The 15,231-nt window shown below is 68.4% G+C and carries 11 protein-coding genes and 2 pseudogenes; 2 read left to right on the top strand and 11 right to left on the bottom strand.

All coding sequences use genetic code 11. The features are described 5' to 3' along the window. Positions 1 to 5: 5 nt before the first annotated feature. The 5 genes from uvrD to rpmB form a co-directional block, all read right to left on the bottom strand. The gene (gene uvrD / locus H9654_RS10450) at positions 6 to 2,195 is read right to left on the bottom strand and encodes a DNA helicase II (RefSeq protein WP_191770771.1); all 2,190 of its coding nucleotides are present in this window, start codon (positions 2,193 to 2,195) and stop codon (positions 6 to 8) included. A gap of 9 nt (positions 2,196 to 2,204) precedes the next feature. Further along, the gene (locus tag H9654_RS10445; protein ID WP_191770770.1) at positions 2,205 to 3,605 is read right to left on the bottom strand and encodes an FAD/NAD(P)-binding protein; all 1,401 of its coding nucleotides are present in this window, start codon (positions 3,603 to 3,605) and stop codon (positions 2,205 to 2,207) included. Between the two features lie 34 nt (positions 3,606 to 3,639). Next, the gene (cls, locus tag H9654_RS10440) at positions 3,640 to 5,058 is read right to left on the bottom strand and encodes a cardiolipin synthase (protein ID WP_191770769.1); all 1,419 of its coding nucleotides are present in this window, start codon (positions 5,056 to 5,058) and stop codon (positions 3,640 to 3,642) included. Between the two features lie 112 nt (positions 5,059 to 5,170). Next, a complete protein-coding gene (gene rpmG / locus H9654_RS10435; RefSeq protein ID WP_182339464.1) occupies positions 5,171 to 5,338 on the bottom strand; it encodes a 50S ribosomal protein L33 in 168 nt (55 codons plus the stop codon). 7 nt (positions 5,339 to 5,345) lie between these two features. Beyond that, the gene (gene rpmB, locus H9654_RS10430; protein WP_019185625.1) at positions 5,346 to 5,582 is read right to left on the bottom strand and encodes a 50S ribosomal protein L28; all 237 of its coding nucleotides are present in this window, start codon (positions 5,580 to 5,582) and stop codon (positions 5,346 to 5,348) included. A gap of 310 nt (positions 5,583 to 5,892) precedes the next feature. Here rpmB and H9654_RS10425 point away from each other — a divergent pair, with 310 nt between their 5' ends. Further along, entirely contained in the window at positions 5,893 to 7,170 is a 1,278-nt protein-coding gene (locus H9654_RS10425) for a glycosyltransferase (RefSeq protein WP_191770768.1), read from the top strand. On the opposite strand, the gene H9654_RS10420 is transcribed toward H9654_RS10425, so the two are convergent. From H9654_RS10420 to H9654_RS10410, 3 genes and pseudogenes are all read right to left on the bottom strand, one after another. Then, the gene (locus tag H9654_RS10420) at positions 7,104 to 7,979 is read right to left on the bottom strand and encodes an HNH endonuclease family protein (RefSeq protein ID WP_191770767.1); all 876 of its coding nucleotides are present in this window, start codon (positions 7,977 to 7,979) and stop codon (positions 7,104 to 7,106) included. The two genes, H9654_RS10425 and H9654_RS10420, sit on opposite strands and share 67 nt — an antisense overlap. Beyond that, the gene (locus tag H9654_RS10415; protein WP_191770766.1) at positions 7,976 to 9,271 is read right to left on the bottom strand and encodes an AAA family ATPase; all 1,296 of its coding nucleotides are present in this window, start codon (positions 9,269 to 9,271) and stop codon (positions 7,976 to 7,978) included. The genes H9654_RS10420 and H9654_RS10415 overlap by 4 nt, the downstream gene beginning before the upstream one ends. A 53-nt stretch (positions 9,272 to 9,324) precedes the next feature. Further along, positions 9,325 to 9,495: pseudogene (locus H9654_RS10410) on the bottom strand (LysR substrate-binding domain-containing protein); the annotation flags it as partial. A gap of 1 nt (position 9,496) precedes the next feature. Here H9654_RS10410 and H9654_RS17935 point away from each other — a divergent pair. Beyond that, positions 9,497 to 9,583, top strand: a pseudogene (locus H9654_RS17935) (RidA family protein); the annotation flags it as partial. A 157-nt stretch (positions 9,584 to 9,740) separates the two neighbouring features. Here the strand turns inward: H9654_RS17935 and H9654_RS10405 are convergent. The 3 genes from H9654_RS10405 to H9654_RS10395 are packed head-to-tail and all read right to left on the bottom strand — an operon-like array spanning position 9,741 to position 15,173. Next, the gene (locus H9654_RS10405) at positions 9,741 to 12,896 is read right to left on the bottom strand and encodes an efflux RND transporter permease subunit (protein WP_406833468.1); all 3,156 of its coding nucleotides are present in this window, start codon (positions 12,894 to 12,896) and stop codon (positions 9,741 to 9,743) included. 40 nt (positions 12,897 to 12,936) lie between these two features. Further along, the gene (locus H9654_RS10400; protein WP_318241131.1) at positions 12,937 to 13,905 is read right to left on the bottom strand and encodes an efflux RND transporter periplasmic adaptor subunit; all 969 of its coding nucleotides are present in this window, start codon (positions 13,903 to 13,905) and stop codon (positions 12,937 to 12,939) included. Beyond that, complete coding sequence (locus tag H9654_RS10395) at positions 13,902 to 15,173, bottom strand: TolC family protein (RefSeq protein WP_225211982.1); 1,272 nt, start codon at positions 15,171 to 15,173, stop codon at positions 13,902 to 13,904. The genes H9654_RS10400 and H9654_RS10395 overlap by 4 nt, the downstream gene beginning before the upstream one ends. Positions 15,174 to 15,231 lie beyond the last annotated feature (58 nt).

Raw genomic sequence — 15,231 nt, 5'->3', positions numbered from 1 at the left:
TGACGTTACAGCGCGGTCAGGTTGGCGTAGGCCATCACCAGCCACTTGCTGCCGGCATCGGCGAACTCCACCTGCACGCGTGCATGCGCGCCGCTGCCTTCGTAGTCGGTGACCATGCCTTCGCCGAACTTGGGATGGGTGACCATCGTGCCCAGCTTCAGCGGCGGTGCCTCCAGCGCGGCATGCCCGCCGCCGCGGCTGGCGCCCAGCGATGCCGGCCGCGACACCTGCACCTTCGGCCGCACTTCATGCAGCAGCTCGCGCGGGATCTCGCGCAGGAAGCGCGACGGCACCCCGTAGTTGTCCTGGCCATGGATGCGCCGTGATTCGGCGTAGCACAGCACCAGCTTCTGCCGCGCGCGGGTGATGCCGACGTAGGCCAGTCGGCGTTCTTCCTCCAGCCGCCCGCTTTCTTCCAGCGAACGAGCGCTCGGGAACAGGCCGTCTTCCATGCCGGCCAGGAACACCAGCGGGAACTCCAGGCCCTTGGCCGAATGCAGGGTCATCAACTGCACGCCGTCTTCGTTGGCCTGCGCCTGTCCTTCGCCGGCTTCCAGCGCGGCATAGGCGAGGAAGGCGACCAGCTCGTCCATGTCCTCCACTTCTTCGACATCGTCGGTGCGGCGCACGAAGCGCGAGGCCACCGACACCAGTTCGTCGAGGTTGTCGGTGCGCGATTCGGAGTCCAGCGCGTTGCGGCTTTCCTTGCTCCAGTGCTCGCGCAGCAGCGAGCGCGCCAGCACGTGGTCGATGCGCTCGGCCAGGGTCATGTGCACGGTCTGCGCCTGCAGTTCATTGACCAGCACCAGGAAGCCGGCCAGCGCGTTGCGCGCGCGCGCCGCCAGCGCGTTGCCCTGGGTGACCAGCATGGTGGCTTCCCATAGCGAAATGCCCTGCGCGCGCGCCTCGCGGCGCACCTCGTCCAGGGTGCGGTCGCCGATGCCACGGGTGGGGGTGTTGACCGCACGCTCGAAGGCCGCATCGTCGTTGCGGTTGGACAGCAGCCGCAGGTAGGCCAGCGCATCCTTGATTTCGGCGCGTTCGAAGAAGCGCATGCCGCCGTACACGCGATACGGCACCTGCTCGCTCAGCAGCACTTCTTCCAGCGCGCGCGACTGCGCATTGCTGCGGTAGAGCACCGCCACTTCGCCATGGCTGCCGCCGTCGCGCACCCACTGCCGGGCACGTTCGACGATGTAACGCGCCTCGTCCATCTCGTTGTAGGCCGCGTACAGGTCGATCGGATCGCCGTCGCCGCTGTCGGTCCACAGCTCCTTGCCGATGCGGTCCGGATTGTGCGAAATGACCGCGTTGGCCGCGCCCAGGATGTTGGCGGTGGAACGGTAGTTCTGTTCCAGCCGGATGGTCTGCGCGCCGGGGAAATCACGCAGGAAGCCCTGCACGTTCTCCACCTTCGCGCCGCGCCAGCCATAGATGGCCTGGTCATCGTCGCCGACCACGAACACATGCCCGGTGTCGCCGGCCAGCACGCGCACGAAGGCGTACTGGATGGAGTTGGTGTCCTGGAATTCGTCGACCAGGATCTCGCGGAAGCGGGCGCGGTAATGCGCCAGCAGGGCCGGGTTGTCGCGCAGCAGCTCATGCGCGCGCAGCAGCAGTTCGGCGAAGTCGACCAGGCCGGCGCGGTCGCAGCGCGCCTGGTACTCGGTGTAGGCCTGGCGCATGGTGTCCAGCCAGGCGTCATTCGGCTCGGGCTGGATGTGCTGCGGCCGGCGACCCTCGTCCTTCTGTTCGTTGATCCACCAGGCGATCTGCTTGGGCGGGTACTTGCCGTCATCCAGCTCCAGGGCCTGCACCACGCGCTTGACCAGCCGCAGCTGGTCATCCGAATCCATCACCTGGAAGGAATCGGGCAGCCTGGCTTCGGCCCAGTGCAGCCGCAGCAGCCGGTTGGCCAGCCCGTGGAAGGTGCCGATCCACGCGCCACGGCTGCCATTGGGCAGCTGCGCGTCGATCCGGTGGCGCATCTCGCCGGCCGCCTTGTTGGTGAAGGTCACCGCGAAAATGCCATGGGTCGGCACGCCGAACACTTCGTGCAGCCAGGCGATGCGGTGGGTCAGTACGCGGGTCTTGCCGGAGCCCGCGCCGGCCAGCACCAGGTGGTGGCCAGGGGGGGCGGACACGGCATCGCGCTGGGCCGGGTTCAGGCCATCAAGCAGGTGGGAGACATCCATGCCCCCATTTTACGGCATCGCTGCTTCGAGCTGCCGCACCGCGTGGCGCGCCGCATCTTCGGCCTGCTGACGCAGTTCAGGCACGGCCAGGCTCTCCCACAGCGTGCCGATGCGCAGGCTGCCCAACACGCCGATGGCGCCATGCGCGGTGCCGTCGGCATCGATCAGCCGGTCACCTGCGGCCTCGCTGTCCAGGCCCAGGCCATGCGGCCCCGGGCGCGCGATGCCTTCAGCCAGCAGCTGCCTCAGCAAGGGATTGCGCAGGCCCTCCGCACGCGTCTCCACGCCGGTGGCGTTGACCAGTGCGCCGAGGTCCCACTGCACCGCTGCGCCGTGCGACAAGGCGGTCAGGCGCAGGCCCGTGTCCGTTTCCACGACACCCTGCAGGCGCACACGATGCAACTGCAGGCGGCCATCAGCCAGCGCATCGCGCAGCTGCACATGGACCTCTTCAGCGATTCGGTGCCGGTGTACATCCCAGTGCCGTACCGCGTGGCGCAGGAAGCGCCGCTGGTCAGCCTCATCGAGGGTCTGCCACAGTGCCTTGCCCAGCGGGCGGATGCGTTCCATCACGCTCTGCCAGGGAATGCCGTGCGTAGCCGCCTCACGGGCATGCCGACGCAGCGTGCGCAGGCGCGCGCGCAAGCCCATCGCCAGCAGCGGTTGTGGATCATACGTGGCGGGCGCGCCGTGGGCATGCGGCAACGGCATCAGCGCGTGACGCGAAAACACGTGCAGCACGCCGGTCTGGCCAGCCGCGAACAATGCCACCACGCTGTCCACCATGCTCAGCCCGGAGCCGATGATGCCGATCGCCTGGTCACCCGCCAGCAGGCGCACCCCATCGTAATCCCAGGCCTCGGCGATCGACTCGTGCGGCAGGGCATCGGCGCCAGCCAGCGGAATCGGCCGCACGCTGTTGCCGCAGGCCAGCACCACCTGGCGGGCATCGACGACGGTGCCGTCGGCCAGTTCCAGCCGCGCCGCGCCTTCGTGCCGGCGCAGCGACAGCACCGCCTGCGCGACCACCTGCAGCTGCGCGCTGCTGGCCTGCTCCGCCTCGGCCAGGCGCTGGCGCAGATACGCCGCGTAATGCCGACGCGGCACGAAGCGGCCCGCCAACGTCGCATCATCATCCTGCGGGAAGGCGTCGACCTGGCGCAGGTAGGCGGTGAAATCGGCGGGCTGGTCGGGCAGCGCGCTCATCCGCCCGGCCGGCACGTTGAGCAGGTGCTGCGGTGCCGGCGTGGCATAAGCGATGCCCTCGGCCAGGGTCGAGGCCGGCTCGAACAGCTGGACCTTCAGCGGGGTCGTTGCGTGGCGCAGCAGGTGCAGGGCGGTCAGCGCACCGGCGGCGCCGCCGCCGATGATGGCCAGGTCGATGCGGTGCGGAGTCGCTGTATCGTTCATGCGTTGATTGTAGGCGGATGCGTCGGCCAGCGCCTTACATCAGCGCATCGGCCAGCCGCGCGATGCCTTCGCGGCTGCGCCGCCAGGTGGCGCGCTTGCGCCACTGTGAAAGCTCCAACGGCCGCGAGTTGCGCAGGTAATCGTCCTCGATATCCAGCAGCTGGCGCACGATCTTCCGGTCATAGCAGAGCAGGCCGACCTCGGCATTCAGCGCGAACGAACGGATGTCCAGGTTGATCGATCCCAACAGGGCGATGTCCTCGTCCACGCTGAGGTGTTTGGCGTGCAGGAAATGGGGCTCGTACAGCGCGATGCGCACGCCGCTGCGCAGCAGTTCATCGTAGTAGGCTTCCTGCGCCCACGCGGTCAGCCGAGCATTGCTGGTGGCCGATACGATCAGCTGCACATCCACCCCGGACAGGGCAGCAATGCGCAGCGCGCTCAAGGTGGCTTCGTCGGGCACGAAGTACGGGGTGACCAGCACGATGCGCCGGCGCGCCAGGTGGATCAACGCGTTGACCGCGTCGCGCGCGTTGCTGAAGGGGTAGGCCGGGCCACTGGGCAGCAGCTGGGTGGCCACGTCCTCGCTGCACACCGGCACATCGGCCATCACCTCCAGCCGCTGGCCGGTTTCCATGTACCAGTCGCTGGCGAACACCGCTTCCAGATGGGCCACGGCGGGGCCGCGCACCCGCGCCACCAGCTCGCGGTTCGGCCGGCCGCGCACGAAGCCGGCATCGGCCAGGTTCTGCGAGCCGATATAGCCGACCTTGTTGTCGATGACGGCGATCTTGCGGTGGTTGCGCAGGTCCATGCGCCCACTGCGGCGCCAGCGCAATCCACCGGGCAGCATCGCGCGGACATCGATATCGCGCGCCATCAGGCGCTTGCGGTAGGCCCGCAGTCCACGCTTCGCGCCTACTGCATCCAGCAGCAGGCGGCAGTGCACGCCGCGCGCGGCGGCACGCTGCAGCGCCTCCACGATGGCCTCGCCCACCGCATCGTCGAACATCAGGTAATACAGCAGGTGGACGCGCTCTTCGGCCTGGTCGATGTCGTCGATCAGGTGGGCCAGCGAGTCCTCGTAACCGGTCAGCAGGTCCAGTGCATTGCCGTGCACAGGCATGAAATCGCCCTGCCGCTCCACCAGTGGCACCATTTCGGCGACGGTGGTGTCCGCGTCCGGCTGCCAGCGCAGGGCCGCCTGCAGCGCCTGTTCTTCGCGGATCACCTGCGAGGCTTCAGCCTGGCGGCGCAGGCGCTCGGCCGACAGCCACGGATGGCCGAACAGCAGGTACAGCGGCAGGCCCAGCAACGGCACGAAGCCGACCAGCAACAGCCAGCTGCGTGCAGCGCCTGGCGTGGTGCGGGTGGGTATCCACAACAGCGCAGCCAGCCGGATCAGCCAGTCCAGCAGCAGCAGCCATGAGCCCAGCATCCACTCGAAGAGCATCGCGCCACCCGCCCGGAGGAAGCCGCATTCTGCCACGGGCTGGGCCACGGCCAAAAAAAAACCCGCCTCGCGGCGGGTTTCTTCATTCGGGAAGCTCAAGCATCCTGGTGGATTACTTGATCTTGCCTTCCTTGTACGGGACATGCTTGCGCACGACCGGATCGTACTTCAGGAATTCCATCTTCCCGGGGGTGTTCTTCTTGTTCTTGTCCGTCGTGTAGAAGTGGCCGGTACCGGCCGTCGAAATCAGACGGATCTTGTCGCGCTTGCCTGCCATGATTTACTCCTCAGACCTTTTCGCCGCGCGAACGCAGCTCAGCCAGAACGGAGTCGATGCCGTTCTTGTCGATGGTGCGCAGTGCATGCGCGGAAACACGAAGCTTGACCCAGCGGTTTTCGCTGGCGACCCAGAAGCGGCGCTCATGCAGGTTGGGCAGGAAACGACGACGGGTCTTGTTGTTTGCGTGCGAGACGTTGTTACCCGTCTGCACTCGCTTGCCGGAAACTTGGCATACGCGGGACATTGCGCACCTCGATAAGTTTGTATTGAAAGTCCGGCCAGGGAAGGCCGAGCTTCTGCGGAAGGATCCGCACATGTTGTCAGCCCGTAGCCCGGGCGACGGCGGCCTCGATGGTTGCCCACCACACGTCAAGAGAATCAAAGGGTTACGCTGTCCTAGGCGCACCGGAGGACGTATTCCCGGCACCGCCATCCGGGGTTGACCGGACACAGCGAGCCGCGAATTATGCCGCGAACCGGGGAAACCTGCAAGCCTGCCCGGCAGCGTGAGCCGGTTTACGGAGCCCTCGCCCGGTCCCTGCTACACAGGGCACATGAGACTCCTGGCACTGACCTACGGCACCGAAGGCGACACCCGCCCGCTGACCCTACTCTGCCGCGGGCTGATCGACGCCGGGCACCAGGTGCTGCTGCTCGCCGACGGCGGCACGCTGGGCAGCGCGCGGGCGCTGGACGTGCCGCACGCCGCCCTGCAGGGCGACATCCACGAAGAAGTGGTGGCGCTGTTGTCGCGCGGCAACAGCCCACGGGCCGCCAGCAGCGGGCTGGCACGGATGGCAAGGCGGCATGTGTCCGACTGGATGCGCCAGACCGACCAGGCGGCGTCAGGCTGCGAGGCGCTGCTGGCCGGCGGGCTGGCCGCCTTCGTCGGCCTCAGCGTGGCCGAGCGCCACGGCATTCCGGTGATCGGTACCGGGATGATCCCGATCACCCCGACCCGCGCCTTTCCCTCGCCGTTCCTGCCGCCCGGCTGGACGCCGCCCCCCCTGAACCGGCTCAGCCACCGGCTGGTGACCCGATTGATCTGGCAGCAGTTTCGCGCGCCGATCAACCAGGCCCGGCGCGCCGTGCTGGGCCTGCCACCGGCCACCACGCCGTGGATCGATGCGCCGATGTTGTATGGCGTGTCGCCAAGCCTGGTCGCCACGCCCGCGGACTGGCCGGCCGACCATCGGGTGTGCGGCCAGTGGCGGCTGCCCGACAGCCCCGGCTGGTCGCCACCGCCTGCCCTGCAGGCATTCCTGGATGCCGGCCCGCCACCGGTCTATGTGGGCTTCGGCAGCATGACCGGATTCGACCGCGACGCGGTGCTGTCGCCCCTGCTGCGCATGCTCGACGGACGCCGCGTTCTGTTGTCGCCCGGATGGTCCGGCACGCCGGCACTGGCCCTTCCCGGCAACGTGCATGTGGTGGGGGCGGTGCCGCATGAAGCCTTGTTCCCGCTCACCTCGCTGGTCATCCACCATGGCGGCAGCGGCACCACGCACTCGGCCTGCCGCGCCGGCGTGCCCTCGATGGTGATGCCGTTCGCGGCCGATCAGTTCTTCTGGGCCGACCGCCTGCATCGGCTCGGCGTGGCACCGCCGGCCCTTTCGCCGCGGCGGCTGGACAGCCAGCGATTGTCCGCGGCACTGGCCGTTGCCGAACATCCGGACGTGCGTGCGCGTGCGACGGCGCTGGGTCGGCGGATGGCGACGGAAGACGGGGTGGCCGCCGGGGTGGCGGCTGTGGGACAGCTGCTCGGTCAGCCGGCCACCAACCGCAGTGCCATGCCACCGAGCGCGTCCGCGCGTTTCCGATCAGACCCATGAAGCGCGACGAAGTCGCGCGCACAGGCGGCGAACTCAGCCCGATCGGACTGCGCCTGCTCGATCGACTGCCGCTGCAGCTGCCGCAGGTCATCCGGCACTCCCGGCAACTGCAGGGTGCGCAGCGCAAGCCAGAGCGCACCCAGCAAGCGCGCGCGCCGGCTGGTGAGGTCCTGGTGGTTTAGCTGGAAGAATTCGATGGTCACCCGTGCACGCTCGTGGTCGCGGCCGCGCTTGCGGCGCGGCACGGCCAGCACACCGTCAAAGCGGATGATCCGTGCCGGATCGGTGTCCAGGGTGCCGAGCGGATAGACCAGCAGCGGATCTTCAGCCTGTGCCGACTGCGGCGTGGACGCGCGCGTGCGGCGCCTGCCACGCACCGGGAAGCTGTCTGCCTTCAACGTCGAATTGCAGCGTGTGCAGGCGATGACATAGTTCAGGGGATGGTAGGCAAGCAGGTAATACCCGCGTGTGCTCGGCCTGCCGACCGAACACGGCGGAATGAAGCCGACGGCCCCCTTGCCGGTGGCGGGCGGCCACGCGCCCACTCTCGATTTGGGCCGGAAGTGCTCGACTTCGTGGACCTTGCTGGCCAGCGCGCGGCCCGCGAGCCGGCTTTCGCAGTAGGCGCATTTTTCATGCTGGAGTTCGATGTAGACCTGCTTGATGTCGCCCCAGAACTCACTGCCTTCGACGTAGTGACCCTGGCCTCGGTACTCGGCGGTGCGTTGCCGCGCCTTGTCCAGCCAGCGCCGGTCATGGGCGGCGACAAGGGCAAGCAGTTCGGCCTCGGCCACGGGAATGCGGATCATGCCGGGTCCTCACCCGATGACAGCAGTTGCAGATACGCAGCCGCTGCAGCGGGATCGCCGTCCTGGCTGGCCCGCCGCAGCCGCTCCAGCGCATCGCCCACGGCTGTCGGCCGGGTGCTGGCGAGGCCGAAGTAGGGGCTGAGCAGCACCTGGTCGGCACTGCGCCCATGCACCCGCTCGGGCAGGCGGCGGCAGCAGGTGCCCGCAGCGTCGGTGTGATCGAGCACGATCAGGTTTTCCGGCTGCAGTGCACCAATCACCAGGGGACTGTGGGTGGTCACGATGAACTGCAGGTTCGGCAGCGCCTGCGACAGGGTGGACAGCAGCGCACGCTGCCATGCCGGATGCAGGTGCAGGTCGATCTCATCGACCAGCACCACGCCCTGGTTGTCCACCAGCCTGCGCCCGGAAGGTGCACCCATGCACAGTTGATGGAGCAGGTCGCCGATCCAGCCCACATAGGCCTGGTAGCCGTCGGACAAGCCTTCGAACGGAAGCACGATGCCCTCCATATCGAACCGGGTGGCCTCACCGGGAGGGGCCGCCGCCAGCCGGCAGCCCGCCGGTAGCAGGCGATCCATCAAGCTGACCACCTGCCGGTAACGGCCGGGATTGTGCAGCGAGAACGCAGGCAACCAGGCGGCCAGCGGCAGCAGGCCGCGGTTGTCGAACAGGCTGGCCACGCGCTGCCGTCGCCGTGCCGGCAGCGGCATCGATGCCGTGCTCGTCCCTCCCTGCGCGTGATCGACCCAGCGCGAGGCGCCGTAAGCCACTAGGAAGAATGCACTGGGCTCGCGCACCTGCTGGATCAGGCGCAGCTCACGTGCCAGTACGTGATCCTGCGGGCGATACCAGTCGATCAGGTCGAGGTCGCCGACACGTTCGATCCGCACCTGCATCGGCAGCATGCGGGGAGGCTTCCCGGCGCATCGCAGCAGGTCCTGGCCGTGCAGCCGCAGGTCGATGTCGATCGTAGCGAAGTCGGCAGCCATCTGGTTCCTGCCTGCGCCGGTGCGTGGCGCCCTGCGTACCCAGGCGGCGCGCTCCAGCGTGGGATCGCGCTCGATCACCGGCGCCAGTATGCCCAACGCAATGGCGCGCAGAACGGTGGATTTGCCCGTACCGTTGCCGCCGAGCAGCACATGGATGTTGGAAAGTGCCGCGGCCTCGCCAGGACCAGCGTCCGCCGCGAAGTCGATCCGTGCGTCGCTGAAGGCACGCAGGTGCTGGATGCGGATGGCTTCTACATGCAACGTGGCAACCCCGTCGACGCCCAGCCGGGCGATCTGCATGCCTGCAGCCTAGATGGCGCGGGCCCGCAGCCACCAGAGGCGGCCAGGTCGGTTCATGCCTTCATCAGCGCGGTCACCCAGTCGATGAACACCCGCAGGCGCTGGTTCACGTGCCGGCCGGGGGGAAACATCAGATACATCGGCATCGGCTCGATCTGCCAGTCGCCGAACAACGGCACCAGTTCGCCGCGCGCAACAGGTGCGGCGGCCATGTAGTCCGGCACGCCCCACCCCACCCTGACCGGCATCGGCGTGACCTGACTGTATGGATTCCAGTTCGAGATCAAGGTGATCGCCAAGTTGCCGGCGTAAGTGGGTGGGTGATGACCGGTGGTCGTCACGCTCTTCCAGCGCTCATGGGAAAGCCGAAGCGGTGACGACCAACGGTCGTCACCCACCAGAGCGGCCCGTCAACCACCAGAGCGGCCCGTCAACCACCAGCGCAGGTCATCACCATCAAGGCCTTTCTTCAGTGTTCGCGGCGGTGCAGCCAGCGGTACAGCACCGGCAGCAGCAGCAGGGTCAGCAGCGTGGACGAGACGATCCCGCCTATCACCACCGTTGCCAGCGGCCGCTGCACCTCCGAACCCGCACCGACATTGAACGCCATCGGCACGAAGCCCAGCGAGGCCACCAGCGCGGTCATCAGCACCGGCCGCAGCCGGCCGAGCGCACCGTCGCGCACCGCGTCCGGCACCGCCAGTCCCTGCCCGCGCAGCTGGCGGATGAAGCTGATCATCACCAGCCCGTTGAGCACCGCAACGCCGGACAGTGCGATGAAACCCACTCCGGCGGAGATCGACAGCGGCATGCCGCGCAGCGCCAGCGCCAGCACGCCACCGGTCAACGCCAGCGGCACGCCACTGAATACCACCAGCGCATCGCGACCGGAACCGAAGGCCCAGAACAGCAGCGCGAAGATCAGCACCAAGGTGACCGGCACCACCACCGCCAGCCGCTCGCTGGCTGAAATCAGCTGCTCGAAGCTGCCGCCGTAGTCGATCCAGTAGCCGCTGGGGACCACGACCTGCGTGCCCACCGCTGACTGCAGGTCAGCGACGAATCCGCCGAGGTCACGGTCACGCACGTTGGCGGTGACCACGATGCGCCGCTTGCCGTTTTCACGGTTCACCTGGTTCGGCCCTTCGCTGGTTTCAATGCGGGCCAGTTCGCGCAGCGGCACCGTGCGCGGGCCCCCACTGGCCGCGCTGTCGCCACGGCTCAGCTCATCGACGTCGCCGTTGGCAAGCGCGGTTTCCAGCGACACCGGCAGGTCCGCCAACGCCGCCGGGTCCTGGCGCAGGGCTTCGGGCAGGCGCACCACGATGTCGAAGCGGCGATCACCTTCGAACAGCTGCCCCGCCACCGTGCCGCCGACGGCGGTGGCCACGGTCGACTGCACCTGGCCCGGATTGAGTCCGTAGCCGGCCAATGCCTGGCGATCGGGCCGCACCGTCAGCAGCGGCAGCCCGCTGGTTTCCTCCAGTCGCACGTCGGCGGCGCCGGGCACGCCGGAAACCACCTGCTCCATGCGCCGGCCAAGCTGCGCCAGCATGTCCAGGTCATCGCCATACACCACCACCGCCACATCCGCGCGCACGCCGGAGATCAGTTCGTTCATGCGCATCTGGATCGGCTGGGTGAACTCGTAGTTGTTGCCCGGCAGCTGCTCCACCGCCGCTTCCAGTTCGGCCAGCAGCAGGCTGCGGGGCTTGCGCGGATCGGGCCAGTCGCGGCGGTCCTTCATCATCACGAAGGTGTCGGCCACCGATGGCGGCATCGGGTCCGAGGCTACTTCCGGCGTGCCGATCTTGGAGAACACCTTGGCCACCTCGGGCACCTGCAGCAGACGCGTTTCGATCTGCACCTGCATCCGTACCGACTGGCCCAGGCTGGTGCCGGGAATGCGCATGGCATGCATCGCCACGTCACCCTCGTCCAGGCTGGGAACGAACTCGCTGCCGAGGCGGCTGGCCAGCACGCCGCAGCCCACCACCAGAACCAGCGCGGCGGCCACTGCCCAGCGCCCACGCCGCAGCACCACGCCCAGCAGCGGCTGGTAGCGCCGGCGCAGCCAGGCCATCACCCGGTTTTCCTTCTCCTGCACGCGTCCACCCAGGAACAGCGCGATGGCGGCCGGCACGAAGGTCAGGCACAGCAGCATCGCGCCGGTCAGCGCCAGCACCACGGTGATCGCCATCGGGTGGAACATCTTTCCTTCCACCCCGGTCAACGCGAAGATCGGCAGGTAGACCGCGGTGATGATGCCCAGGCCGAACAGGCTCGGACGGATCACTTCGGCGGTCGCGCTGGCGGTTTCGGCGAAGCGTTCGGCGGCACTCATGTCGCGGCCCAGCGCATGCTGGCGCTCACCGAAGCGGCGCAGGCAGTTCTCGATGATGATCACCGCGCCATCGACGATCAGGCCGAAATCCAGCGCGCCCAGGCTCATCAGGTTGGCCGACACGCCGCCGCGTGCCATGCCGGTCAGGGTGAACAGCATCGCCAACGGGATGACCGCCGCGGTGATCAGCGCGGCACGCACGTTGCCCAGCAGCGCGAACAGGACCACGACCACCAGCAGCGCGCCCTCCAGAAGGTTCCTGGCCACGGTGGTGATGGTGCGGTCCACCAGCGCGGTGCGGTCGTAGCTGGAAGTGGCGGTGACCCCTTCGGGCAGGCTGCGCTGCGCCTGCGCCAGTTTCGCTGCCGCGGCCTGGGCCACCTCGCGGCTGTTGGCGCCGACCAGCATCACCACCGTGCCCATCACCACTTCATGACCATCCTGGGTGGCCGCGCCGCTGCGCAGCTGCGCCCCTTCGACCACCTCGGCCACATCGTGCACGTGGATCGGCACCCCTTCGCGGCGGTCCAGCACGATGTTGCCGATCTCTTCCAGATTGGCCACCTGGCCGGGTATGCGCACCAGGAACTGCTGCCCGTTGCGCTCGATATAGCCGGCACCCACGTTCTGGTTGTTGGCTTCCACCGCGGCCGCCACATCCTCGAGCGTGAATCCCAGTGCGCGCAGCCGAGCCGGGTCCGGGGTGATGTGAACCTGGCGCTGGAAGCCGCCGATGGTGTTGACCTCGGTGACTCCTGGCACGTTGCGCAGCTGCGGGCGGATCACCCAGTCCTGCAGCGTGCGCAGGTCGGTGGCGGTGTAGGCCGTGCCATCGGGCTTGCGCGCTCCGGGCGCGGCGTCGACGGTGTACATGAAGATCTCGCCGAGTCCGGTGGCGATCGGCCCGAGCTGGGGATCAAGGCCGTCGGGCAACTGCGAGCGGACCTGCTGCAGGCGCTCGGCCACCTGCTGGCGGGCGAAGTACAGGTCCGTGCCGTCGTCGAACACCACCGTCACCTGTGACAACCCGTAGCGCGACAGCGAACGGACCTGCTCCAGTGCCGGCAGCCCGGCCATCGCGGTTTCCACCGCATAGGTGATGCGTTGTTCGCTTTCCAGCGGCGAATATCCCGGCGCCGCGGTATTGATCTGCACCTGTACGTTGGTGATGTCCGGCGTGGCATCGATGGGCAGCCGGCCGAAGCTCCACGCACCCACCAGCACCAGCCCCACGGTCAGCGCCATCATCAGCCAGCGCTGGGCGATGGCGCCACCGATCATGCGTTTCAGCACGCCAGGTCTGGCGCGGCCGCCTTGCGGTTCAGTGCTCATGCGCTGCGCCCGCCTTGCCGATGTCCGCCTTCACCGTATAGCTCTGCTCCACCACCACCTGCTCGCCGGCCTGCAGGCCGCCCGTGACCGCCACCTGGCGTGCGTCGCGTGCACCCAGCTGGACCTCGCGTGCCTGGTAGGTTTCACCGTCGCGGACGAAGACCACGTCCTTGCCATCCAGCGTCTGCAGTGCACTCAGCGGTACCGCCAGCGGCGCCGGCGTGCTGGCCACCACGATGCGCGCGCGCACCGCGGCACCCGGCCGCCACAGGCCATCGGCATTGTCGATGGTGGCCCGGGCCACGGTGCTCTGGCTGGCCGTAGCGGTGCCGGGCAGCACACGTTCCAGGGTCACGGTCTGCGCGGCGCCATCGGTCATGCGGGTGATGGTGACCGGCACGCCGGCGGTGATGTGCTGGGTATCGGAACCGAAGATATGCAGGTCCACCCACAGCTGCGACAGGTCGCCGATGTCGAACAGCACCTGGCCTTCGGCTGCCACTGCGCCCAGTTGCACCTGGCGCGACAGGACCACGCCGGAGATCGGTGCGGCGATGCTGTAGGTGGTCAGGCTGAGGTTGCTCTCGATGCTGGCCAACGGCTGGCCGGCGCGCACCCGGTCACCGACATTGGCGCGCAGCGCGCGCACCGGTCCGGGAAAACGCGCGGTGACCTGTGCGCTGCGTCCATCGACCGGCGCCAGCAGGCCCTGCACTTCGTGCTCGTCGGCGATGGTGCCCTGGCCTGCCGCTGCGCTGACGATGCCGGCGGCGCGGGCTTGCGCATCGCTGATACGGGTGCTGTCGGCGGGCGCTTCATCAGCGTGCGATCCACCTTCTGCGTGCGCGTGTGTGTCTTCATCGGCGGCCTTGGCTGCCTTGTCACTACAGCCCGCCAGCAGGGCAGACAGCAACAGGATCGCGAGCAGGCGGCGCGGCGCCACGGTGGTGGAGGTCATGGTGCGGTTCCTTGGGTTGCGTTGGCGACCAGTGGCTGTCCGGTCAGCCGCTGGATCTCGATCAGGGCACTCTGCGCGGACACCGCTGCATCCAGCTGGCGCTGCCGCGCTTGGATGCGCATCGCCTGCAGCTGGGCCCATTCCAGATAACTGATGGCACCGGCGCGCCACGCGGTTTCGGCGGCCTTTTCGGCCCGGCGCAGCTGCGGCAGCACATCGCGCTCCATGCGGGTGACCTCCAGCCGGGCGTTGGCGTAACGCCCATGCGCTTCAGCCAGGGTGGCGTGCAGCTGCAGCGCGCGCGCCTGCCGCTCCACCGCACTCATTTCCAGTTCGCTGCGTGCCGCGCGGATCTCCGGATCGGCACGCCGCGCGTTGCCCAGCGGCACGCTGAAGCCTCCCACCAGCGATGAGTCCCGGCGGGCGCGCTCGTTGCGGACCCCCAACTGCCAGGACACATCGCCGCGCAGCTGGCTGCTGGCCAGCTGCAACTGGGCCTGGCGCACCCGTTGCTCGCCGGCGATCAGCGCCAGCTCCGGGGTCCGCTCGAGCAGATCGGCCAGCTGGCTGAATTCCTGCAGGGCAGGCAACTGCAGCGGATCACCACTGGCCACGTCGAAGTCGACTTCGCGTGCATTCCACAGCGCAGCCAGCGACAACCGTGCCGCCCTGCCCTCCTGCAATGCACGGTCACGGTCCAGCTCTGCCTGGGCCAGTGCGGCCTGCGCGGTCATCAGGGTCGAGGCTGGCGAAGCTCCGGCAGTGAGCCGCCCACGCGCTGCGTCCACCGCGCGCCGGCGCTGCTCGATGTCATCCAGCGCGATGCGCTGGCGGCCACTGGCGACGGTGATCGCAAGGTAGCGACGAGCCGCCTCGGCCATCATGTCCAGCCGGATGATCTCGCGCTGCGGTGCCAGCGCATCGAGATTGGCCTGGGCCACGGCGCGGCGGGCATCCAGCTTGCCGCCGCGCTCCAGGACGCCGGCCAGCGATACCGTGGTTTCCAGCGCGTCGATGCCGCGGCTGTCGCCGCTGCCAAGCGCGTTTTCAAGGTCCACGCCGAACACCAGCGGCGGTGCCAGCCCGGCGGCGTCGTAGCGGGCGCGGGCGGCCTGCTGCTGCAGGGGCAGCAGTCGCAGGTCGGGGTGGGTGCGCGAAACACGCTCGATGGCAGCATCGAGCGTCAACGGGACAGCAGACGATGTCACCTGTGCGCCTGCGCACGGTGCCATCGCCAGGGCCGCAAGCGCGGCCAGGCGTTTCCACATGGGGTTTCTCCAGCAATCTCAGGACAGGATCGGGTCGTCCGCTGCGTGCGGACCGCGG

Origin of the sequence: Stenotrophomonas lacuserhaii, from assembly GCF_014836545.1 — a bacterium.
GTDB lineage: Bacteria > Pseudomonadota > Gammaproteobacteria > Xanthomonadales > Xanthomonadaceae > Stenotrophomonas > Stenotrophomonas lacuserhaii.
This window is presented reverse-complemented; position numbering and strand designations above follow the sequence as displayed.

Coding starts and splice junctions, on each gene's coding strand:
- H9654_RS10420 (WP_191770767.1), bottom strand. CDS start 7,979: ATGATCCGCATTCCCGTGGCCGAGGCCGAACTGCTTGCCCTTGTCGCC.
- rpmB (WP_019185625.1), bottom strand. CDS start 5,582: ATGTCCCGCGTATGCCAAGTTTCCGGCAAGCGAGTGCAGACGGGTAAC.
- H9654_RS10400 (WP_318241131.1), bottom strand. CDS start 13,905: ATGACCTCCACCACCGTGGCGCCGCGCCGCCTGCTCGCGATCCTGTTG.
- uvrD (WP_191770771.1), bottom strand. CDS start 2,195: ATGGATGTCTCCCACCTGCTTGATGGCCTGAACCCGGCCCAGCGCGAT.
- H9654_RS10445 (WP_191770770.1), bottom strand. CDS start 3,605: ATGAACGATACAGCGACTCCGCACCGCATCGACCTGGCCATCATCGGC.
- H9654_RS10395 (WP_225211982.1), bottom strand. CDS start 15,173: ATGTGGAAACGCCTGGCCGCGCTTGCGGCCCTGGCGATGGCACCGTGC.
- cls (WP_191770769.1), bottom strand. CDS start 5,058: ATGCTCTTCGAGTGGATGCTGGGCTCATGGCTGCTGCTGCTGGACTGG.
- H9654_RS10405 (WP_406833468.1), bottom strand. CDS start 12,896: ATGATCGGTGGCGCCATCGCCCAGCGCTGGCTGATGATGGCGCTGACC.
- H9654_RS10415 (WP_191770766.1), bottom strand. CDS start 9,271: ATGCAGATCGCCCGGCTGGGCGTCGACGGGGTTGCCACGTTGCATGTA.
- H9654_RS10425 (WP_191770768.1), top strand. CDS start 5,893: ATGAGACTCCTGGCACTGACCTACGGCACCGAAGGCGACACCCGCCCG.